This window comes from Pseudomonadota bacterium, assembly GCA_039033415.1.
Lineage (GTDB): Bacteria > Pseudomonadota > Gammaproteobacteria > Xanthomonadales > SZUA-38 > JANQOZ01.
The window spans coordinates 1-18,457 of the sequence record JBCCCR010000054.1; the positions used below are offsets into that span (position 1 = coordinate 1).

15 protein-coding genes are annotated in these 18,457 nt (G+C 63.7%); 10 read left to right on the plus strand and 5 right to left on the minus strand.

The features are described 5' to 3' along the window. The 3 genes from AAF358_26185 to tldD all read left to right on the plus strand — a co-directional run. Nucleotides 1-1,021: Rne/Rng family ribonuclease (locus AAF358_26185; GenBank protein ID MEM7709065.1), on the plus strand; the 1,021-nt coding region annotated here is incomplete at its 5' end. Between the two features lie 435 nt (nucleotides 1,022-1,456). Beyond that, entirely contained in the window at nucleotides 1,457-5,425 is a 3,969-nt protein-coding gene (locus tag AAF358_26190) for a YhdP family protein (GenBank protein MEM7709066.1), read from the plus strand. Nucleotides 5,426-5,500: 75 nt separating this feature from the next. Further along, on the plus strand, nucleotides 5,501-6,943 hold the full coding sequence (gene tldD, locus AAF358_26195) for a metalloprotease TldD (protein ID MEM7709067.1): 1,443 nt from the start codon (nucleotides 5,501-5,503) through the stop codon (nucleotides 6,941-6,943). Between the two features lie 77 nt (nucleotides 6,944-7,020). Here tldD and yjgA read toward each other — a convergent pair whose 3' ends face one another. Further along, a complete protein-coding gene (yjgA, locus tag AAF358_26200; protein MEM7709068.1) occupies nucleotides 7,021-7,572 on the minus strand; it encodes a ribosome biogenesis factor YjgA in 552 nt (183 codons plus the stop codon). A gap of 17 nt (nucleotides 7,573-7,589) precedes the next feature. Here yjgA and pmbA point away from each other — a divergent pair, with 17 nt between their 5' ends. The 7 genes from pmbA (at nucleotide 7,590) to AAF358_26235 (ending at nucleotide 15,972) form a co-directional block, all read left to right on the plus strand. Continuing rightward, nucleotides 7,590-8,969 carry a metalloprotease PmbA gene (gene pmbA / locus AAF358_26205; protein MEM7709069.1) on the plus strand — a complete coding sequence of 460 codons (1,380 nt, stop codon included), beginning with the start codon at nucleotides 7,590-7,592 and terminating at the stop codon, nucleotides 8,967-8,969. After that, complete coding sequence (speA, locus tag AAF358_26210) at nucleotides 8,956-10,857, plus strand: biosynthetic arginine decarboxylase (protein ID MEM7709070.1); 1,902 nt, start codon at nucleotides 8,956-8,958, stop codon at nucleotides 10,855-10,857. The genes pmbA and speA overlap by 14 nt, the downstream gene beginning before the upstream one ends. A gap of 9 nt (nucleotides 10,858-10,866) precedes the next feature. After that, nucleotides 10,867-11,874, plus strand: coding sequence for an SPFH domain-containing protein (locus AAF358_26215; GenBank protein MEM7709071.1), 1,008 nt, complete (start codon nucleotides 10,867-10,869; stop codon nucleotides 11,872-11,874). Continuing rightward, nucleotides 11,871-12,317, plus strand: a complete 447-nt coding sequence (locus tag AAF358_26220) for an NfeD family protein (protein ID MEM7709072.1) — start codon at nucleotides 11,871-11,873, stop codon at nucleotides 12,315-12,317. The genes AAF358_26215 and AAF358_26220 overlap by 4 nt, the downstream gene beginning before the upstream one ends. Before the next feature lie 105 nt (nucleotides 12,318-12,422). Then, nucleotides 12,423-12,743 (plus strand): hypothetical protein, encoded by a 321-nt coding sequence (locus AAF358_26225; GenBank protein MEM7709073.1) that lies wholly within the window; start codon nucleotides 12,423-12,425, stop codon nucleotides 12,741-12,743. Between the two features lie 183 nt (nucleotides 12,744-12,926). Beyond that, a complete protein-coding gene (locus AAF358_26230) occupies nucleotides 12,927-13,493 on the plus strand; it encodes an ECF-type sigma factor (GenBank protein ID MEM7709074.1) in 567 nt (188 codons plus the stop codon). Next, nucleotides 13,486-15,972 (plus strand): serine/threonine-protein kinase, encoded by a 2,487-nt coding sequence (locus AAF358_26235; protein MEM7709075.1) that lies wholly within the window; start codon nucleotides 13,486-13,488, stop codon nucleotides 15,970-15,972. The genes AAF358_26230 and AAF358_26235 overlap by 8 nt, the downstream gene beginning before the upstream one ends. 5 nt (nucleotides 15,973-15,977) lie before the next feature. Here the strand turns inward: AAF358_26235 and AAF358_26240 are convergent, their stop codons facing one another. From AAF358_26240 to AAF358_26255, 4 genes are all read right to left on the minus strand, one after another. Next, nucleotides 15,978-16,334 (minus strand): hypothetical protein, encoded by a 357-nt coding sequence (locus AAF358_26240; protein ID MEM7709076.1) that lies wholly within the window; start codon nucleotides 16,332-16,334, stop codon nucleotides 15,978-15,980. Between the two features lie 29 nt (nucleotides 16,335-16,363). Then, nucleotides 16,364-17,557 carry a sulfite oxidase gene (locus tag AAF358_26245; GenBank protein ID MEM7709077.1) on the minus strand — a complete coding sequence of 398 codons (1,194 nt, stop codon included), beginning with the start codon at nucleotides 17,555-17,557 and terminating at the stop codon, nucleotides 16,364-16,366. 96 nt (nucleotides 17,558-17,653) lie between these two features. Beyond that, on the minus strand, nucleotides 17,654-18,052 hold the full coding sequence (locus AAF358_26250) for a cyclic nucleotide-binding domain-containing protein (GenBank protein ID MEM7709078.1): 399 nt from the start codon (nucleotides 18,050-18,052) through the stop codon (nucleotides 17,654-17,656). 22 nt (nucleotides 18,053-18,074) lie between these two features. Next, nucleotides 18,075-18,457 (minus strand): type IV pili twitching motility protein PilT (locus AAF358_26255; protein MEM7709079.1); only part of this gene is annotated, 383 nt, incomplete at its 5' end.

The following is an 18,457-nucleotide window of genomic DNA, read 5'->3' on the forward strand; positions in this document are numbered from 1 at the left end:
ACGGCTCCGGGGCATGGTCGAGGCGGCTCGGGACGATGACAGCAAAACCGGCTACATCGTTCGCACCAATGCCGAGGGCATGGATACCTTTGCGATCCGCGCGGATCTCGCCTACCTGAATAAGCTGTGGGACTTGATCCAGCAGCGCTCCGCTGACGCGAAACCCGGCGAGTGTGTCTACGAAGATCTCTCGCTGGAGGTTCGGGCGCTTCGCGACATGATGAACACGGAGGTTGATCGGGTCCGCATCGACTCAACCGAGGCGTTTTCTCGCACCGTCGAGTTTGTGCAGCAGTTTATGCCCGAGCGAGCCAACCGCATTGAGCTTTACCAGAGCGAGCGGCCGATCTTCGATCTCTACGGGGTTGAGGACGACATCACAAACGCGCTCGAAAATACGGTGTCGTTGAAATCGGGTGGCCACCTGGTCATTGACCAGACTGAGGCGATGACCACAATCGACGTCAACACCGGCGGCTTTGTCGGGCACCGAAACCTGGAAGAGACCATCTTCAAGACCAACCTGGAGGCGGCCCAGGCCATCGCGCGGCAGCTTCGCCTGCGCAATCTCGGCGGCATCATCATCATCGATTTCATCGATATGGAAGAGCAGGGGCACCGCGACCAGGTTATTCGCACGCTCAACAAAGCGCTGGCCAAAGATCACGCCCGCTACTTTGTTTCCGAAATATCGACGCTGGGCCTGGTGGAAATGACGCGCAAGCGCACCAGCGAAAGCCTGGAACGTTTGCTGTGTGAGCCCTGTCCGATGTGTAACGGCAAGGGCCGGGTCAAGACCGCAGAAACCGTCTGTAACGAGATATTTCGGGAGATAACCCGAGCGGTTCGCCAGTTTGATGCGGACCGACTGCTGGTCATGGCGGCCCCGCAGATCGTCGACAAAATCCTGGAGGAAGAATCCGCAACCATCGAGGCGCTGGAGGATGGGATCCAGAAATCGATCCGCTTCCAGTCCGAGGACCAATACACCCAGGAACAGTTCGACGTCGTCCTTTTCTAGTGTCCTGTTTGAAAAGTTCGCTGCGTTTCAGAGCCCCGTTGGGCGCCAAGAACAAGGCGCATCGCGCCGGCAATGGCCGTAGCCCTTGCCAAGCGATGCAACGCGGTTATTGGTGCCCAAGGGGGCTCCCCTCGGGCGCGTCCCACAAGGCCTGGAGCGGCGTTGCGAGCCTTGGCCAGGGAACCACCCTGGCCGGCGGCTCGCGCCTTGCCCCAGGGCCTTGTGGACACGCGCTGAAATACAGCGAACTTTTCAAACAGGACACTTGGGCGGATACTTCGAAAATTCCTGATGATCGCGGGTTTTTGCATCAATATCATGCGCTCAGCGGTCCAATAGACACCAGCCGGAGCCGGCATAATGCCCCTCCTGACATCCACTCCTTTGATTTAACGGAGGATTTTCCATTTTTCCCCTAGCCACCCACGGCCAGCTTTGAGCACCGATCAGCCACTCACGGGCTGGCGAAGGCGCCTGAGCCAGCTCAAATCGATCGCGTGGACGGCGTTTGCCATGTGCGCGATCGGCCTGGCGGTGCTGGTTGGTCTAGGCAGCCTGCTGCTGCCGTACGCCGATCGCTGGACGCCCCGGGTGGCCGAATGGCTCGAGCAGCAGCTCGGCCAACCGGTGCAGATCGACAGCCTGTCCGCGCGCTGGGAGGGGTATGGGCCTCATCTGAATCTGGCTGGGATCACCGTTGGTCGCGGGACCGAACGGCTCCGGATCGACAACGCAGAGGTGTCGGTCGACACGCTGGCGTTCCTGCGCCCGGGTGCGGGCCTGGCCCATTTTCGAATTCTGGTTGAGGAAGTTGTCGTCACCCGAGACGCCACGGGCGCTTGGGGGCTGATGGGGCTGCCCGCGACCGGCAGCGATCGGCCCGTGCCGGACCTTGACCTGCTCCAGGGTATGGGGCTCAGAGCGCAGAACCTGCGGGTTCGGGACGAGGGGGCCGGCTGGACTCTTGATCTGGGTGAGCTGGAATTGGACCTTCGCCAGACGGCGTCAGCGACTCGCCTCTCGGGCTACCTGGCGCGGGTCGGTGATGAGCTGCAGGGGCAAGGCGCAGGACGTCTGAGCTTTGTGGTCGAGAGTGCGGCGGCCGGCAGTCGCCTATACCTGGATATCGACAGGCTAGCGCTCGCCCAATGGCAACAGGGTGTGCCCGTGGCGGGCGTCATAGCTACCTCCGGAGCGCTGACCGGTCAGCTCTGGGGCAGCTTCGCGGGCGGCGCCATTACCGACGTTGAGTGGCGCGGCAACCTCGAAGGCCTGGCGCTGCGTGACGCGCTGCCCGCCCTGTCTGCGCCGGTGCTGCCTTCACCTGGCCCAGTGATGCGGTCGGACGAAGCGCCGGCGCCTGATGCGCTGGCGGGGAACGACGATTGGCCACTGGATCTCCGGGACGCCAGCGCGCGCTTCAGCCGCACTGACGGCGGCTGGGTTGCACAGCTGATCGACGGCGATCTCACAACGGCCACGGGCACCTGGCCCAGCACAGGCCTGTCCCTGGGGCGATCTGACCAGGGCCTGACGCTTGCGGCAGACTGGCTGCCGGTAGCGGATCTGGCAACGCTGTTCAGTAAGCTTCAGCCGGTGCCGGAGTCGCTGCGCGAAAAGCTCGCTGACGCTTCTCCGAACGGTAAGGTCTCCGATCTGATGTTGACCTTCGCTCCGGCCGCGAGCGAGAGGGATGTCGTCGATGCGACTGAGCAGCCTGGCGGGCCGGAAATCCATGGGGCCTTCCAGGTCAGCGACCTGTCCTGGCAAGCCCGCGGGGCGGCGCCCGGCTTCAGCGGCCTGGATTTTTCGGCATCGTTTGCCGAGCAGCAGCTGACGCTCGAACCTTCGCCAGCGAGCGAGATGACCCTGTCGATTCCCGAGGTGTTGCGGTGGCCGCTAGAGGTCAGCGAGCTGGAAGGTCCTGTCACCTTCCGTTGGGGAGAAAGCTGGCGTCTCGTGGCCGAGTCTCTCGCCTTCCGGAACGAGAGCGTGCGGGCGACGCTGAGGATGGAGGTGCTGGGCAATACGGGGCTGCCGTTTGTCGATCTAAAGCTGGTCGTCAGCGAGGGTGCGGTCGCGGAAGCCAAACGATTTTGGCCGCAGAACAAATTCAACGACAAGCTGCTGGGCTGGCTCGATCGAGCGTTGCTCGATGGCCAGGTGACCGGCGGCAGCGCCATGATGTTCGGTGACCTCGACGACTGGCCGTTTCGCGGCGGCGAGGGTCGCTTCGAGGCGGTGGCCATGGTTGAGGAAGGCCGCCTGGACTTTGATCCCGGCTGGCCTGTCGCGGAGAACCTGGCCGCCACGCTCACCTTTGACTCCGTCGGCATGGCGGCCCGAGCGCCATCGGGCCAGCTTCAGGAGCTTGCGGTAACCGATGTCTTGTTCCGACTGCCGCAGTATCGTGAGCCGCGGATGGAGCTGGACGCACGGGCCAGCGGCGACGGCCAGCAGTTTCTGTCTTTCCTGGCCGCGTCCCCGCTGTACGAGACTTTTTCGGCTTATCTCGAAGGGCTTGAGGTGGACGGTCGAGCGCGCGCCAGCGCTCACGTTGAGCTGCCGCTCAAAGCCGGGCTTGCGGCCAAAGAGGTCGAAGGCAAATTTACGCTGGTGGACGCTGACGTCACCAACGAGCGTTGGCAGGTCGACTTTGCGCAGACGAGCGGTGATGTGCGGTTCACCCATCAGGGTCTCCTGGCCGAAGAGCTGTCCACGCTTTGGGAGGGGTTCGCGTCATCGCTCAGCCTGGCGACCGGCAAATTTGTCAGTAACCCCGAGCTGGCGGTAGAGGCGAGGCTCACCGGAACCGCGCCGGCCAGTGTTTTCAGCGTTGAGATCCCACAGCTTGCGCCGCTGCTCGAGCGTATCCCCGAAGCGTGCGAATGGGTGGCCAATCTCGCGATTCAGAATGACGGCGAGCTGACCGGCGACGGCGCGCCGCCTCGGCTGACGGTGAAGTCTCTACTTGAGGGCAGTGAAGTTCAGCTCCCGGCACCGCTCAGCAAGCCTACGGGAGACGCCCTGCCGATGGAACTGGGGGTGGATCTGCCGGAGTTCGGAAACCTGGCCCTGGACATCGCCGACCTGCTCAAGCTGCGTTTTCGTCCGCCGATCGAAGGCCAGCCTTGGGGTGGAACGCTGCACCTCGGCCCGGGCGATCCGGCCGTGAACAACAACCCCGGGCTGCTGATCGAGGGCCGCATCGACTATATCGATCTCGATGAGTGGCAGGATCTGCTTGCCGGCTTTGCCGGTGAAGGCCTGCCGGATGATGAGCAGCGCTGGCTGACCTCGATGGATCTGACGATCGACCAGTTCCGTTTTGCCTACCGCGACTTCACGAACCTGACCCTGCGCACCTCCCGGGATGACGATTACTGGACGCTCCATATGAAGGGCGACCAGGTTGAAGGCACGCTGCGCGTGCCGCTGGATCCTGACGGGCGACGCCTGTTGCTCGCCGAGCTGGACCGCCTCGAATGGCCGCCGTCCAGCCAGACGCTGGGTCCGCCCAGCATCGATCCGGCGCGCATTCCGCCGCTGCGCTTTGTGGCCGGCAGCGTGAGCTTCGACGGTGTTCCTTACGGCAGCGTCAGCTTTGAGTCCTACCCCGTGCGGGACGGCATGCATATCGACCATCTGGAAACCCAGTCAGACACCATGGCGATCAGCGCCAGCGGCGACTGGCTGCAGGTCGACGGCAGCAGCCTCAGCCAGTTCGGGCTGACGATCACCGGTGATGAGCTCGGCGCCATCTTTGAAGCCTTCGGCTACGGCCGCCTGATCGAAGGTGGCCAGACAATCGTCCGCCTGGACGTCAACTGGCCGGGTGCGCTGTCCGACTTTGAGATGAACAGCCTGAACGGCGATATGGACGTCAACATTTCCAACGGCCAGATCGTGGAAGTGAAACCTGGCGCGGGACGAATCTTCGGCTTGATGAGCCTGCAGGCACTCCCTCGGCGGCTGACGCTCGACTTCTCCGATCTATTCAAATCGGGTCTGACGTTCGACTCGATCGAAGGCAATTTCCGTCTCGAAGGGGGCAGCGCCTTCAGCGAGAATCTGACGATTGAAGGGCCGACCGCGGATATCGAAATCAAGGGGCGAACGGACCTGGCCAGCCAGGGCTACGACCAGGTGGTTACCGTCATCCCGGAGGTTGGCTCAACGCTGCCGGTGGTCGGCGCACTGGCGGGTGGTGCCGGCGGTGCGGCGGCGGCCTTTCTGCTGCAGAACCTTTTCGATCGCCAGATCGACGCCATTTCTCAGTTCCACTACTCCGTGACCGGCAGCTTCGAGGAGCCGGTGGTCGAGCTGATCGGGGCCAGCGACGAGCGTCTGGAGCTCGAAACCGCCCGCGCGCTGCGCCGTGACGCCGAGCGCCAATCGGGCTGAGGGCCGCCCCACGCCGATTCGCTTCCGCCGCGGGCATCTGTTGAAATAACGCCTGCAGACACACAACTTACCTCCATGACCGATTCTCTGGCACTGGCCCGGCAGCAGCTCCTGCAGCCCGGCGGCCTCAACGAAAGTGATCTCGAAACCCTGCTGGGGACGCTGATGGCGCCCTCCGTGGACGCTGCGGATCTCTATTTTCAGTTTTCTCGGCATGAGTCCTGGGTGCTCGAAGACGGCATCGTGAAGGAAGGCCACCACAACATTGAGCAGGGCGCGGGCGCTCGCGCGATGTCCGGTGAAAAGACTGGCTTTGCCTACTCTGACGAGCTGGTACTGCCTGCGTTGACAAGCGCCAGCGAGGCGGCCCGGGCGATCGCCCGCGGCGGTCGAAGCGGCGTTACCCAGGCGTGGCAGGCGCAGACGAGTCCGACACTCTACGTGCCGACCGACCCGCTGGACAGCTTGCCCAACGAAGACAAGATCGCCTGGCTTCAGAAGATCGACACGCTGGCCCGAGCGGAGGACAGCCGGGTTCAGCAGGTGATTGTCAGCGTCGCCGCCACGCATGACGTGGTGCTGGTGGCGGCCAGCGACGGCACGCTGGCCGGCGACGTCCGGCCCCTGGTCAGGCTCAACGTGCAGGTCATCGCCGCCAGCGGCGAACGGCGAGAAACCGGGACTTTCGGCTGCGGCGGTCGCTACACCTATCAGGAGCTGCTCACCGAGGACAACGCGCGGCGGGCGGCGAGCCAGGCGGTCCGCCAGGCGCTGGTGAACCTCGACGCGGTCGACGCGCCCGCCGGCTCCATGACGGTTGTGCTCGGGCCGGGCTGGCCCGGCGTGCTGCTGCACGAGGCGATCGGGCATGGCCTGGAGGGCGACTTCAACCGCAAAGGGACCTCAGCCTTCAGCGGGCGCATGGGTGAAATGGTGGCCAGCGAGCTGTGCACCGTGGTGGATGATGGCACCATCGCCGATCGACGCGGTTCGCTCACCGTCGACGACGAAGGTGTCGCCAGCCAGCGTACGGTGCTGATCGAAAACGGCCGGCTGACCGGCTACATGCAGGACAAAATGAACAGCCGTCTGATGGGCACCGCCAGTACCGGCAACGGTCGGCGCGAGTCGTTTGCCCACCTCCCCATGCCGCGTATGACTAACACCTACATGCTGCCCGGCGAAAGTGATCCCGAGGAAATTTTGAAGTCGGTGAAGCGCGGGCTTTACGCGGTGAATTTTGGCGGCGGCCAGGTGGATATCACCTCGGGCCAGTTCGTGTTTTCAGCAAGCGAAGCCTACCTGATCGAAGACGGCAAGGTCGGGGCACCGGTCAAAGGCGCAACCCTGATCGGCAACGGGCCGGAAGCACTGACGCGAGTCAGCATGGTGGGCAACGATCTGGAGCTCGACGCTGGCGTTGGCGTTTGCGGCAAGAACGGCCAGAGCGTGCCGGTGGGCGTGGGTCAGCCGACGCTGCGCATCGACGGCATGACCGTCGGCGGCACCCAGGCCTGATGACGCAGGCACGGGCGGCGCGCCCGCGGGTGTGCAGCACGCCGGTTAAGGCGAGCTGGAACCGGGCTGGCGCCCGGTCAGCACTCGCTCTCCTCCGACCCGGCCGGGTCGACAGATACTGTCGGCGGCGCGGGCAGCGGCGTTTGCTGGTCGATCTCGCGCAGGGCCCGAAACAGCAGGCGGGCCGACGCCGGCGGCTGCTGCCGCTCGCGCTCCAGCAGGGCTTTTTTCACCAGACTCGACAGCTTAGGGCGATCGATGCTCGCCTGATGGCTGCTCAACTCATTGATGGCCGCCCGCCCACCCGCGAGCAGATAGTCACGCCAGCCTTCCAGCCGATGGAGCTGGGCGCGCTCGGTCTGCTGCGGCTGCTCAGCCGCCGCCAGCTCCGCGAGAAGCTCACCGCGATCCTCCCGCCGGAGCTGCTTGGCCAAAAACATCAGCTCGCGCTTGCGCGCGACAAAACGCGTGATGCCCCGCACCTTTTTCACCAGCTCGACGAGCGCCGGTTCCAGGCTCAAGCTGTCCAGTTCGGCCGGAGCCATCTCCACCAGTCGGCCGGCCAGCTCAAACATGGCCGCCGCCTCGCGCTTGCGCTGAGATTTACTGACCGGAAGCTCGTCAGGCATAACAATTAGAAACCGCCATGAAAGAAGAAAAAAAGCATAGCGACAGTCCTTCAGAGGGTAAAGACGCCTGGTCCGTCGATCAGCTGGATCGTCTGCAGGAAATTGCCCAGCAGGTGCTAGCCGGCGCCAAGGCCGCCGGCGCTGACGGCGCTGAGGTGAGTGCCAGCAACTATCTGGGCATCTCCGCCACCGTGCGGATGGGTGAGGTCGAAACGCTGGAATATAGCCAGGATCGGGGGCTCAACCTGACCGTGTATTTTGGCCAGCGAAAGGGGAGCGCTTCAAGCGCTGATCTGAGCGATCAGTCGTTGAAGCGGTCGCTCGATCAGGCCTGCACCATCGCGCGCGTCACGCAGGAAGACACCTGCCACGGCCTGGCGGATGCTGACCTCATGGCGACTGACCATCCCGACCTGGATCTCTGGTCCCCTTGGGATATCAGCCCCGAGGACGCGATTGAGCTGGCTACGGAAACCGAGGCGGTTGCGCTGGCGGCTGACGATCGAATCGATAACTCCGAAGGTGCGAGCACGGCGACCGGCAGCGCGGTATCACTGTACGCCAACAGCCACGGTTTTGTCGGTCAGCGGCGTTCGACCCGCCACTCGCTGAGCTGCCTCGTGCTGGCCCGCGACGGTGATTCGATGCAACGGGACTACTGGTATGACACCCGCCGCCACGTTGGCGACCTGGCGGACGCCGCTACGGTCGGCCGGAAGGCGGCGCAGCGCGCCTCGGCACGCTGCGGGGCACGCCCGATTGCAACCACCCGCGCCCCCGTGCTGTTTGTGCCGGAGACCGCGCGGACGCTGCTCGGCCACCTGGTCTCGGCGATCAGCGGCGGTAACCTCTATCGCGGGTCGTCGTTTCTGCGCGACCAGCTCGATCAGCAGCTTTTTCCCGATTTTGTCACCATCGAGGAGCTGCCCCTGTTGACCCGGGGCCTGCGATCGAGCAGTTTTGACGGCGAGGGTGTGGCCTGCCAGCAGCGGGAAATTGTCGCGGACGGTGTCCTGCGCGGCTTTGTGCTGGGTAGCTACTCGGCCCGCAAGCTGGGGCTGACCACCACCGGCAACGCTGGCGGCGTGCACAACCTCACGCTGCGTCCCGGTGCCCGGTCTTTTGATGACCTGATAAAGGATATGGGTCGCGGCCTGATCGTGACCGAAATGATGGGGCAGGGCGTGAGTGTGACCACCGGCGACTACTCGCGCGGCGCCGCTGGCTTCTGGGTAGAAAACGGCGAAATTGAGCACGCCGTGGAAGGCGTGACCATCGCGGGCAACCTGAAGGATATTTTTGCCGGCGTGCAGGCGCTGGGCAGCGACCTGGACGAAAGGGCGGGCACCCGCTGCGGCTCGATCCTGGTAGGCGATCTGACGATTGCGGGGAGCTGAGCAACCCTGGAGCGCGGCACGCTCGGCCAGGCTGTACAGCGTGCCGGAGTGGTCGGAGGGCCTGTTTGGCATCAGTCCCGAGGGTGATGCGCTCGTCTACCCACTAGGCCCTGCCGAGAGACCGCTGGTGCTGTCGCAGCTCGTCAGCCTGGCCCGTGACCAGCACAGCGCCTCGCTGCCGCTGCTGTTGACCTTTCCCCAGCTGGCGCACACCCGCGCGGCCCAGCTCCAGAACGCGTTTCAGACGCAGATCGACGGCCAGGGTTACGCCGGCCGATATACCCCCGTTTATCCGATTAAGGTCAATCAGCATCAGTCGCTGGTCCAGGAGCTGACGACGGGCTCAGGGCTGGGCGTTGAAACCGGCAGTAAGGCAGAGCTGCTGGCCGCCCTGGCGGTCAGCGCGCCGAACGATCTGATTATCTGTAACGGCTATAAAGATTCGGACTATCTGCAGCTGGCCTTGCTCGGCCAGCGCCTCGGCCGCCGGGTGACCATCGTGCTGGAGTCGCTGGACGAGCTGCCGGTGCTGGTCCGCCTGTGTCGTGAAACCGGTCAGACTCCAACCCTTGGGGTTCGGCTCAAACTCGCTTCGGTGGCGGGCGGCCACTGGCAGAACAGCGGCGGCGAGCGGTCGAAGTTCGGACTCGGTCCGGCGCAGATCGATCGGCTGCTGGAGATGCTAGCGCTTGATGCTTTGGGCCACTGGTTGCAGATGGTTCATTTCCACATGGGGTCGCAGATCTCCAATATCCGGGATATCCAGGAGGCGCTCGACGAGCTGGGCCGTTATCTGACGGAGCTGCACCATCGCGGCATTCGCATCAGCCAGGTGGACGTTGGTGGTGGTCTCGGCGTGGACTACGAAGGGGCGGCCTCGCGCGAGTTCTTTTCCATGAATTATCGGATGGATCACTACGCGGCGGCGGTGGTCAGCGGCATCGCCCGGGCCTGTGACGCCGCCGGCCTGGTTCACCCCGACATCATTACCGAAGCCGGCCGCGCGTTGAGCGCGCACCACGCGGTACTGGTCAGCGAGGTTATCCGCAGCGAGCAACCGCCTTCGCTGGATGACGACCCGGCAAAGCCCGACGCGGGCACGGAGCGAGGGACTCCAGCTCGCGGCAGTGAGTTCGCCGACGGCGTGCAACAGCTCCTGGTCGACGCCGCTGAAGGGCCGCCTAGCGAACGATTCTCGGAGGCGCAGCACCTGTTTGCTGCTGGCAAGGCCGCCTTTGCCGCCGGCGCCATGTCGCTGGCTGAACGCGCGCGCCTGGACCGCACTTTCTATGCGCTTTGCCGTGACGTCGTGAAACAGCTGGACCCCCACAGCCGACGAACCCGCGGTTTGGCTGACGAGCTGGCGACGCTGCTGGCCCAGCGCTGTTTCTGCAATCTGTCGGTCTTCCGGTCGATGCCCGACGCTTGGGCGATCGGCCAGGTGTTCCCCATCATGCCTCTGACCGGACTCCATGAGGCGCCGACACATCCCTCGGTGCTGCACGACCTGACCTGCGATTCGGACGGGCAGATCAGCCGTTACGTCACCGAAAGCGGTATCGAGCCAACGCTGCCGCTGCCCGACTTTAGCCGGCGTGAGGAACGGCAGGTGGCGGTCTTTCTGGTCGGTGCCTATCAGGACATTCTCGGTGATAACCACAATCTGCTCGGACGAACTCAGCTCTGTGAGGTTCGGTCGGAAAACGGCCTGCCGGAGTTGACGCTTCGGTCGAGGGGGGACAGTACGGCGGACGTGCTGCGAGAGGTGGGCTATCAGCGTCATTGGCTAGAGGAGCGCTTTGCGTCGCTGGCGGGAGACGACCCAGCCGCAGCGGATCTGCTGCATGACAGTCTGGACAGCTATACTTATCTGCGGGACAGCAACTGAGGTCGGAACGTGGAACCGTCAACCATCTTTGTACTCGTGCTCGTGGGGTTTGCCGTACTCACCGTGATCAAGGGTGCCCGCGTGGTGCCCCAGGGTTTTGAATATACCGTCGAGCGCTTTGGTCGTTACATCCGAACCCTGACTCCGGGCTTTCACCTGATCATCCCCTGGGTCGACGCCATCGGCCACAAGATCAACATGATGGAACGGGTGCTCGACGTTCCCTCTCAGGAAGTGATCAGCCGCGATAACGCGGTGGTCACCGTCGACGGTGTGGTCTTTTTTCAGGCGCTTGACGCCGCCAAAGCGGCCTATGAGGTTAACCAGCTGGAGCACGCGGTGCTGAATCTGGTAATGACCAACATCCGGACGGTGCTCGGCGCAATGGATCTGGACGAGAGCCTGTCCAAGCGTGACGAAATCAACGCGCGCTTGCTGGGCGTCGTCGATGAGGCCACCACCCCCTGGGGCATCAAGGTGACGCGGATCGAGATCAAAGACATCACGCCCCCGCGAGATCTGGTTAACGCCATGGCTCGCCAGATGAAAGCGGAGCGGGAGAAGCGCGCGACGGTCCTGGAAGCTGAAGGCCAGCGACAGTCTGAAGTGCTGCGGGCGGAAGGGGAAAAACGCGCGGCGGTGCTCGAAGCTGAAGGTCGGAAAGAGTCGGCGTTTCGAGACGCTGAAGCCAGGGAACGCCTGGCGGAGGCGGAAGCCAAGGCAACTCACATGGTTTCGCAGGCGATCGCCAAAGGCAACGTGCAGGCGGTCAACTATTTTGTGGCGCAAAAGTATGTGGAGGCCTTGCGCGAAATCGGCACTGCAAAAAACCAGAAGATGATTCTGCTGCCGATGGAAACGGCCGGCGTACTGGGCACCGTTGCCGGCGTGATGGAGCTGGCCAAAGCCTCAGCCGCTGAGGGCGGCGGCGGTGGTGGAGACGAGGATGACAGCGACACCTCGCCCAGGCCGTCGGGACCCGGTAATCCGTTCCTGCCCGGCGACCCGCAGCCGTGATCGAACTGCTGGAGTCGCTAAACAGCTGGCATTGGCTGGCTCTGGCCCTGGGGCTGCTGATCATCGAGCTGATGGCGCCCGCCAGCTTTTTTCTGTGGCTGGGCCTCGCCGCGGCAGCCACCGGAATCCTGCTGTTTTTCCTGCCCATGAGCTGGGAGATTCAGTGGGTCTCATTTTCGGTTTTCTCGGTCCTCAGCATCCTGTCGTGGTTGAGCTATCGGAAGCGCCAGCCGGCGCCAACCGATCAGCCGAAGCTCAACCGGCGCGGCGAGCAGTACGTGGGGCGGGTATTCACGCTCGACGAGCCGATCGTGAACGGCGTGGGGAAGGTCAAGGTGGACGACACCAGCTGGCGAGTTTCTGGACCGGATCTGGGTTCGGGCGAGAAAGTGATGGTGGTCGGCGTCGACGGTGTGGTGTTTGAGGTACAGCCCGTCAACTGATTGACCAGGGCGCTCATTTATTGTCCCAGTTATTCAAATCCTGGGCTGGACCACCTACGAAGTTTGGCGTAGTATCGATGTTAAGTAGTAGGGATGAGGGCATTAATGATGGCAAAGTTTTGTTCCCGAACGGTTTGCGCAGCGCTGGCGCTGTGTCTAACCACCCTCGTCTGGGCTGAGCCCAAATCCGAAGCCGATCAGCCTGCCGTCATCAAAGTTACTGACAGCCCCAGCGTCGCTGAACCGATGCAGGTCTGTATGCCCGAAGGCGACGACGACAAGCCGGCCTTGCGCGACGATTGCATTACGGTCCTCGAGGACGTTTCTAAGCGCAAAGGCCGATACGCGGCGACGACGCGGCACAAGCGCGAGCTCCGATCGCTGTGCGAAAACCAATGGCTTCCACGCTGTCGACACAAGTATTAGGCCAAAAATCAGGCCAAGTATCAGGCCAGATCAAAAGTTTCCAAAAAAGCCGCGCTCAGCGCGGCTTTTTTTGTGGAGGCGACATCCCCAACCCCTTAGCGTGGCATGCAAATTTTTGTTGCTGGCGCGACGCGAGCCGTGAGGGACGGTTATACTCCCACGTTGCTAAAACGGCGGTTTTTCGTGTCTCAGGCGGAAGTCACCAACTTGCTGAAAGCCTGGAGGGCCGGCGATGAGCCCGCCCGAAATGCGCTCATGAACGTGCTTTACACGGACCTACGCGCCGTCGCATCGCGGGCTTTGGCCGGAGAGCAGGCCGCGGTTTCGCTCCAACCTACCGCTCTAGTCAACGAAGCTTTCCTCCGCCTGGTCGACGTCCACAGCATCGATTGGCAGGGCCGAAATCATTTTCTCGGTCTGGCGGGTCGCGTGATGCGACAGATTCTGGTCGACCAGGCGCGTCGCCGAAACGCCGCCAAACGCGACTGGGGTCGCCGGATCACCCTGACCGGCGGCGCAGCGCTGACGCAGTTTGAAGACGTTGAGATTCTTAGCCTCGATGCCGCGCTCAGCGAACTCAGTGAGGTGGACGAAGAGCTCTCTCGGGTCGTCGAGCTGCGGTTTTTTGCCGGACTCAATGTCGACGACACGGCGCTGGCCATGGACATCTCACCGGCGACGGTCAAAAGACGCTGGCGCGCCGCGCGCGCGTGGCTGATCGATCGCCTGCAGGAGGCCCCGAGTGGCTGACAAAGCCGGTTCGGTGTCGCAGGCCGCGCTGGCCCTTTTTGAACTCTCGCTAGAACAACCCACCGCCAACCGCCGCGCCTGGCTGTCGCAGAAAACGCTGGGTCAGCCCGAGCTGGCGGCTGCCGTCGATCGCCTGGTGGACGCTGACGGGGGCGAGCACAGCTTTCTGGACCACGGCATTAAAACGGGTGCCGATCTCGTCGGGCAGAAGCTGGGACCCTGGCGCGTAGATGAGCTGCTGGCTGAAGGCGGTATGGGATCGGTATACCGGGTTCATCGCGAGGACGGCGATTTCCAGCAGCGTGCGGCGCTTAAGGTGATCCGCGGCCAGCTCTTCCAGGCGCCGCAGTTAATCCGGGAACAGCTGCTCGCCCGGTTTCAGGTGGAGCGCCAGGTGCTCGCCAATATTCAGCACGACAACGTCGCCGGCATTCTCGACGGTGGCAGCACCAGCGACGGTTTGCCGTATCTCGTGATGGAGTTCATCGAGGGCGAACCGCTCAACGATTACGTTCGAAAACGCCGGCTGTCTCTCCGGCAGCGGCTCGATCTGTTTATGCACCTGCTCGACGCCATGGGTGCGGTGCATGCCAATCTGGTGGTTCATCGTGACCTGAAGCCGTCCAACGTCATGGTGACCGATGCAGGCGAAGTGAAACTCCTGGACTTTGGCATTGCCAAGGTCCTGGACACCGACGCACCCAGCGCCGGCGCGTACACCATGACCGGCGCCTCCGCGATGACGCCCGACTACGCAAGCCCCGAGCAGGTGCGTGGCGAGCCAGTGACGCTGGCGAGCGATATCTATTCGCTTGGCCTGCTGCTCTATCAGCTTCTCGGAGGCCGAGCGGCGTATGAGGTGTCTCAGCTCACGCCCGCCGAGGCGGAGCGGATCATCTGCGAGGATGAGCCGACGCTGCCGAGCAGCAGCCTGCGCCAATCGGCTCCGACGCATATCAAGCACGGTCCGGCGGACCTGCGCGGTGATCTGGACGCCATCATCATGAAAGCGCTCCGCAAGGAGCCGGCGCTGCGTTACGGGTCGAGCTTCGAGATGGCGGCGGACATCGAGCGCTTTCTCTCCAGCCTACCGGTGCGGGCCCGCCGCAACAGCCGGCGCTATCGGCTGGGTAAGTTTCTGCTTCGCAACCGCGGATTCCTGGCCGCAACCGGGGCGGTCGTGGCGGCACTCGGCGTAGGGCTGCTGTTGGCGTTTGGTCAGGCTCGAAAGGCCAGTGCGGCCGCTGCTGACGCGCGGAGCGAAGCGGCCAAAGCGGAGGCCGTCAGCGAGTTTCTGCTCGACCTGATTTCCCAGGGGGACCCCTTCGAGGCGCCCCAGGCACCCACGGTGCGGGACGTGCTGGAAACCGCCGGCGACCAGGTTGGTGACCGCTTTGTTGACCACCCGGAGGTCGAGGCGGCGGTGCGCCGGACGCTCGGCTGGACGCTGGTGAACCTGGGCAAGCTGGACCTCGCTGAGCCGCAGCTGACGGAGGCCTACGAGAAAAATCTGGCCTCGCACGGCCTTGGCCATCCCTCAACCATTCTCAACCAGTCCAACCTGGGCTGGCTGGCCCATGAAAAAGACCAGCTTCCGGAAGCCAGACGCTGGTATGACCTCGCCATCGCCGGCTTTGGGCCAGACACCCCTAAGCTGCTGCAGGCCAGCGTGCTCAACGACTACGGCGTTGTGCTGGGCTGGTACGAGGAAAACGCCGCCAGCGCGGAGGCGCTGCACCGGGCCCAGGCGATTCTCGACGAGGTAGATCCTTCGACGCCCAAATACGATCCGGCGATGGTGGTGGGCAATCTCGCCGTGACAACCCACCAGCTCGGGGACCTCGAGCAGGCGGAAGCCTACTACCTCGAAGACATTCGACTGAAGGAGTCGCGGCCGGGCTCACCGGACGCAAACCTGATGTACAGCTACAACAACCTGGCGACCCTGAAGTACGAGCGCAAGGAGATCGACGAGGCGCTGCCGTTGATGGAAAGATCCATTGCGCTGCGACGCGACATCCTCGGACCCGAACACCCTAGCCTGGGCCGGGCGCTCGGCAATCTGGCGCTGGTTAATCTCAGGGCGGATCGTCTCGACGAGGCTGAGGCGGCGGTTCGTGAAGCGGAAACCGTTAACGCCAGTCAGCCGGCTTCCAGCGATACGCGGTTACGGCTGCGTCTCACCGTCGCCCGGATTCGCCACGCAAGAGGGGATCTTGAGCAGGCCCTTGAGGACAGCCAAGCCTTGCTGGCCGACCTTGGCGCGATCGATCACCGGGAAGTGGGTGAAGTGACCGCTCAGGTTCATCTGCATGTTGCGCTGGTCCATGCCGATCGCCAGGAGCTGGAGGCCGCGAGCAGCGCCGCTGCGCAGGCGGTGGCGCTGCGCACAGCGCTCCATGGCGAAGATCACTACCTGACGAAGGAAGCCGCCAAGCTCCTGCGTAAATATCAGGACGGGGAGCCGCAGGGCGGCTGACGGCGTCAGCGCTTCGGCGGCGGTGCGGTTGGCAGCAGCGAGGCCGGCAACGGGGGACGTCGCCCCCACTGCCCGGGAGCGTACTCGGCTGACAGGTAATCCAGAATCTGGGATTCCTGATCTTCGGGTATCGGCCACAGGTTTTGCTTCTGCTGCATCCAGCGAATGGTGCTGAGCCACATCTCCCGGCTGCCCCGCTGGCCGGTGACCAGCTTCAGCGAATGGCATCCGCCGCAGTGCGCGCGCACGAGCTGCCAGCCGGGCGCAACCTTGAGGCCGGTGTCGGGATCGACGGGTGTATCCGCTTGCGCGACGAGACCAGGCCCAACCAGCAGCATCCCGCCGAACAGCGCGCGGGACATCCAATGGCCAAGGGTCGATACCACCAACGCTAAACCGCCTGAACCGCTATCCGGTGGCAGGCGTTGTTGAGATAACCTTTCGGATTCCAGCCTGGCACCAGCATCGGCTGGCTGACCGATGCGGTGTCCGTCGCGCGCGCCCATACCTCGTAATAGCCTTCCGTCGGCAGACGGAAGCTGGCTTCAAAGCGTTGCCAAGCCAGGCGGTTTGGTGGCGGCGCCAGCTTGGCCGCCGTCCACGTGGCGCCAAAGTTGGTGCTGATGGCGACGTCAGCGACCGACCGGTCGCCGGCCCAGGCATGGCCGCGGACCGTCAGCGTCTCTGACCTGGCGACCGTGACGCCGCTGGCCGGCGAGGTGATCAGCGACTTCACGGGCATCGATTCGATGATGCAAAGCGATTCATCGGGCACGACCGTTCCGGGCGCCACCGGCCGGCACGGAACCCGGTAGGCGGTTCCGGTCATTTTTGCGCCGTCGTGCACGCGGTCGCGGATGTCGATGCCCGTCAGCCATTTGCCGCTGACCGAACCGGGCCAGCCACCGAGCACGAGCCTGAGCGGCGCGCCGTGGAGGGGGTGGATCGGCTCCCCGTTCATCGCCCAGGCGATCAGCGACTCATCTTCCAGAGCTTTGCTCATCGGAACACCGCGGGAGATTGGCGCCTTCTTCGGATCACCGGACAAATGTCGGTCGGCGCCGTGATAGCCGATATAGAGGGCCGAGGGGCTGATGCCGCAGTGTTCCAACACATCGCGCACGCGCACGCCGGTCCAGCGTGCGCAGGAAACCGCGCCGGTTGTCCACTGATTACCGGGAGCCGGCGGCCGAAATTCGGCCCGGCCGTTGCCGCCACACTCGATCTGTAGCTGGTAGGTGTGTGTCTGGAACCGCTGTCTGAGTTCAGCAATCGAGAATGTTGTCGGGCGCTCGACCGCCTCACCGCCGATCGTCAGCCGCCAGGCTGCCGGATCGACGTCTTCCGGCGGGATGCCGTTGTTGCGGACAAACATGCGTGCTGCGGGTGTCACGCTGTCGTCCAGCAGATGCGCCGGAGTCTGGGCGTTGATCGGGCGATCGTTGAGAATTTCGAGTTCGGGGTGGCTGGCGAGAAGCGCGCCACTGCTGGCTTGAGCGACAGCGGCTGGCAGCAGGCTGGCGGGCAGCAGGCCAAGCGCCCGGCATCCGCCAGCGGCGGAGCCCAGCAGGATGGTGTCGGTCAGCCAACGTCGGCGGCTGTAGCCGGCTGGGTCATCACCGGCTGCGTCGGTTAGAAGCTCAGAGAATCCTCGCTGGCGCGCCACGTCGCAGTTGGAAGGTTATTGTGAGTTGCTGGCTCTGATGCGCCGGGCCAGCGTGGTGGCCAGCGTGTGGAAAAAACGCGCGGCCAGCGATGGGTCGGCTTCCAGCAGCTCCTCGAGGTCACCGCGAGACAGTTCGAGCATCTCCACGGCCTGAACTGCCGTGACGGATGCACTGGACTCACCCTGGTCTAGAAAGGAGACCTCGCCGATAAACTCGCCGGGCCCGACGTAGGCCAGCACGTCGGTCCCGTAGACGCGGGAAAAGTCTACTTTAACGTTGCCGTCGAGGAGGTAGTAAATACGATCCGGCGTGGTGTCCTGCTGCAGGATGACCTGCTGCGGCGTGTAGTTGACGATGCTGCCACGATCCTTCAGCAGGTTGAGATCTTGTTCCGTCAGGTATGTGGTTTGCACGCTAGCGTCCTTTATTATTTGATCAAAAGCTTGACGGATCGTAGAGATCGTCGGAGAAGGTTGCCTCGGGCGCCTGTCCACCTTCGTTGAATTTCACCTTGAGCTGGAGGCCGTCGCGCGAGTCGGCCTTCTGCAGCGCCTCGTCGAGCTCGATGACGCCCTGGTTGTAGAGCTCGTAAAGCGCCTGGTCGAAGGTCTGCATCCCGGCGTCCAGGGATTTTTCCATCGCTTCCTTGAGATCGGCAATCTCGCCGCGGCGGATCATGTCTCGGATCATCGGCGTGTTTACCAAAATCTCGACCGCTGCCCGGCGCTTGCCCTCTTTGGTCATCACCAGACGCTGGGAGATGATGCCCCGCAGGTTGAGCGACAGGTTTTGCAGGACCTGCTTGTGTAGCGTTTCGG

Coding starts and splice junctions, on each gene's coding strand:
- tldD (MEM7709067.1), top strand. CDS start 5,501: ATGACCGATTCTCTGGCACTGGCCCGGCAGCAGCTCCTGCAGCCCGGC.
- yjgA (MEM7709068.1), bottom strand. CDS start 7,572: ATGCCTGACGAGCTTCCGGTCAGTAAATCTCAGCGCAAGCGCGAGGCG.
- pmbA (MEM7709069.1), top strand. CDS start 7,590: ATGAAAGAAGAAAAAAAGCATAGCGACAGTCCTTCAGAGGGTAAAGAC.
- AAF358_26225 (MEM7709073.1), top strand. CDS start 12,423: ATGATGGCAAAGTTTTGTTCCCGAACGGTTTGCGCAGCGCTGGCGCTG.
- AAF358_26240 (MEM7709076.1), bottom strand. CDS start 16,334: ATGTCCCGCGCGCTGTTCGGCGGGATGCTGCTGGTTGGGCCTGGTCTC.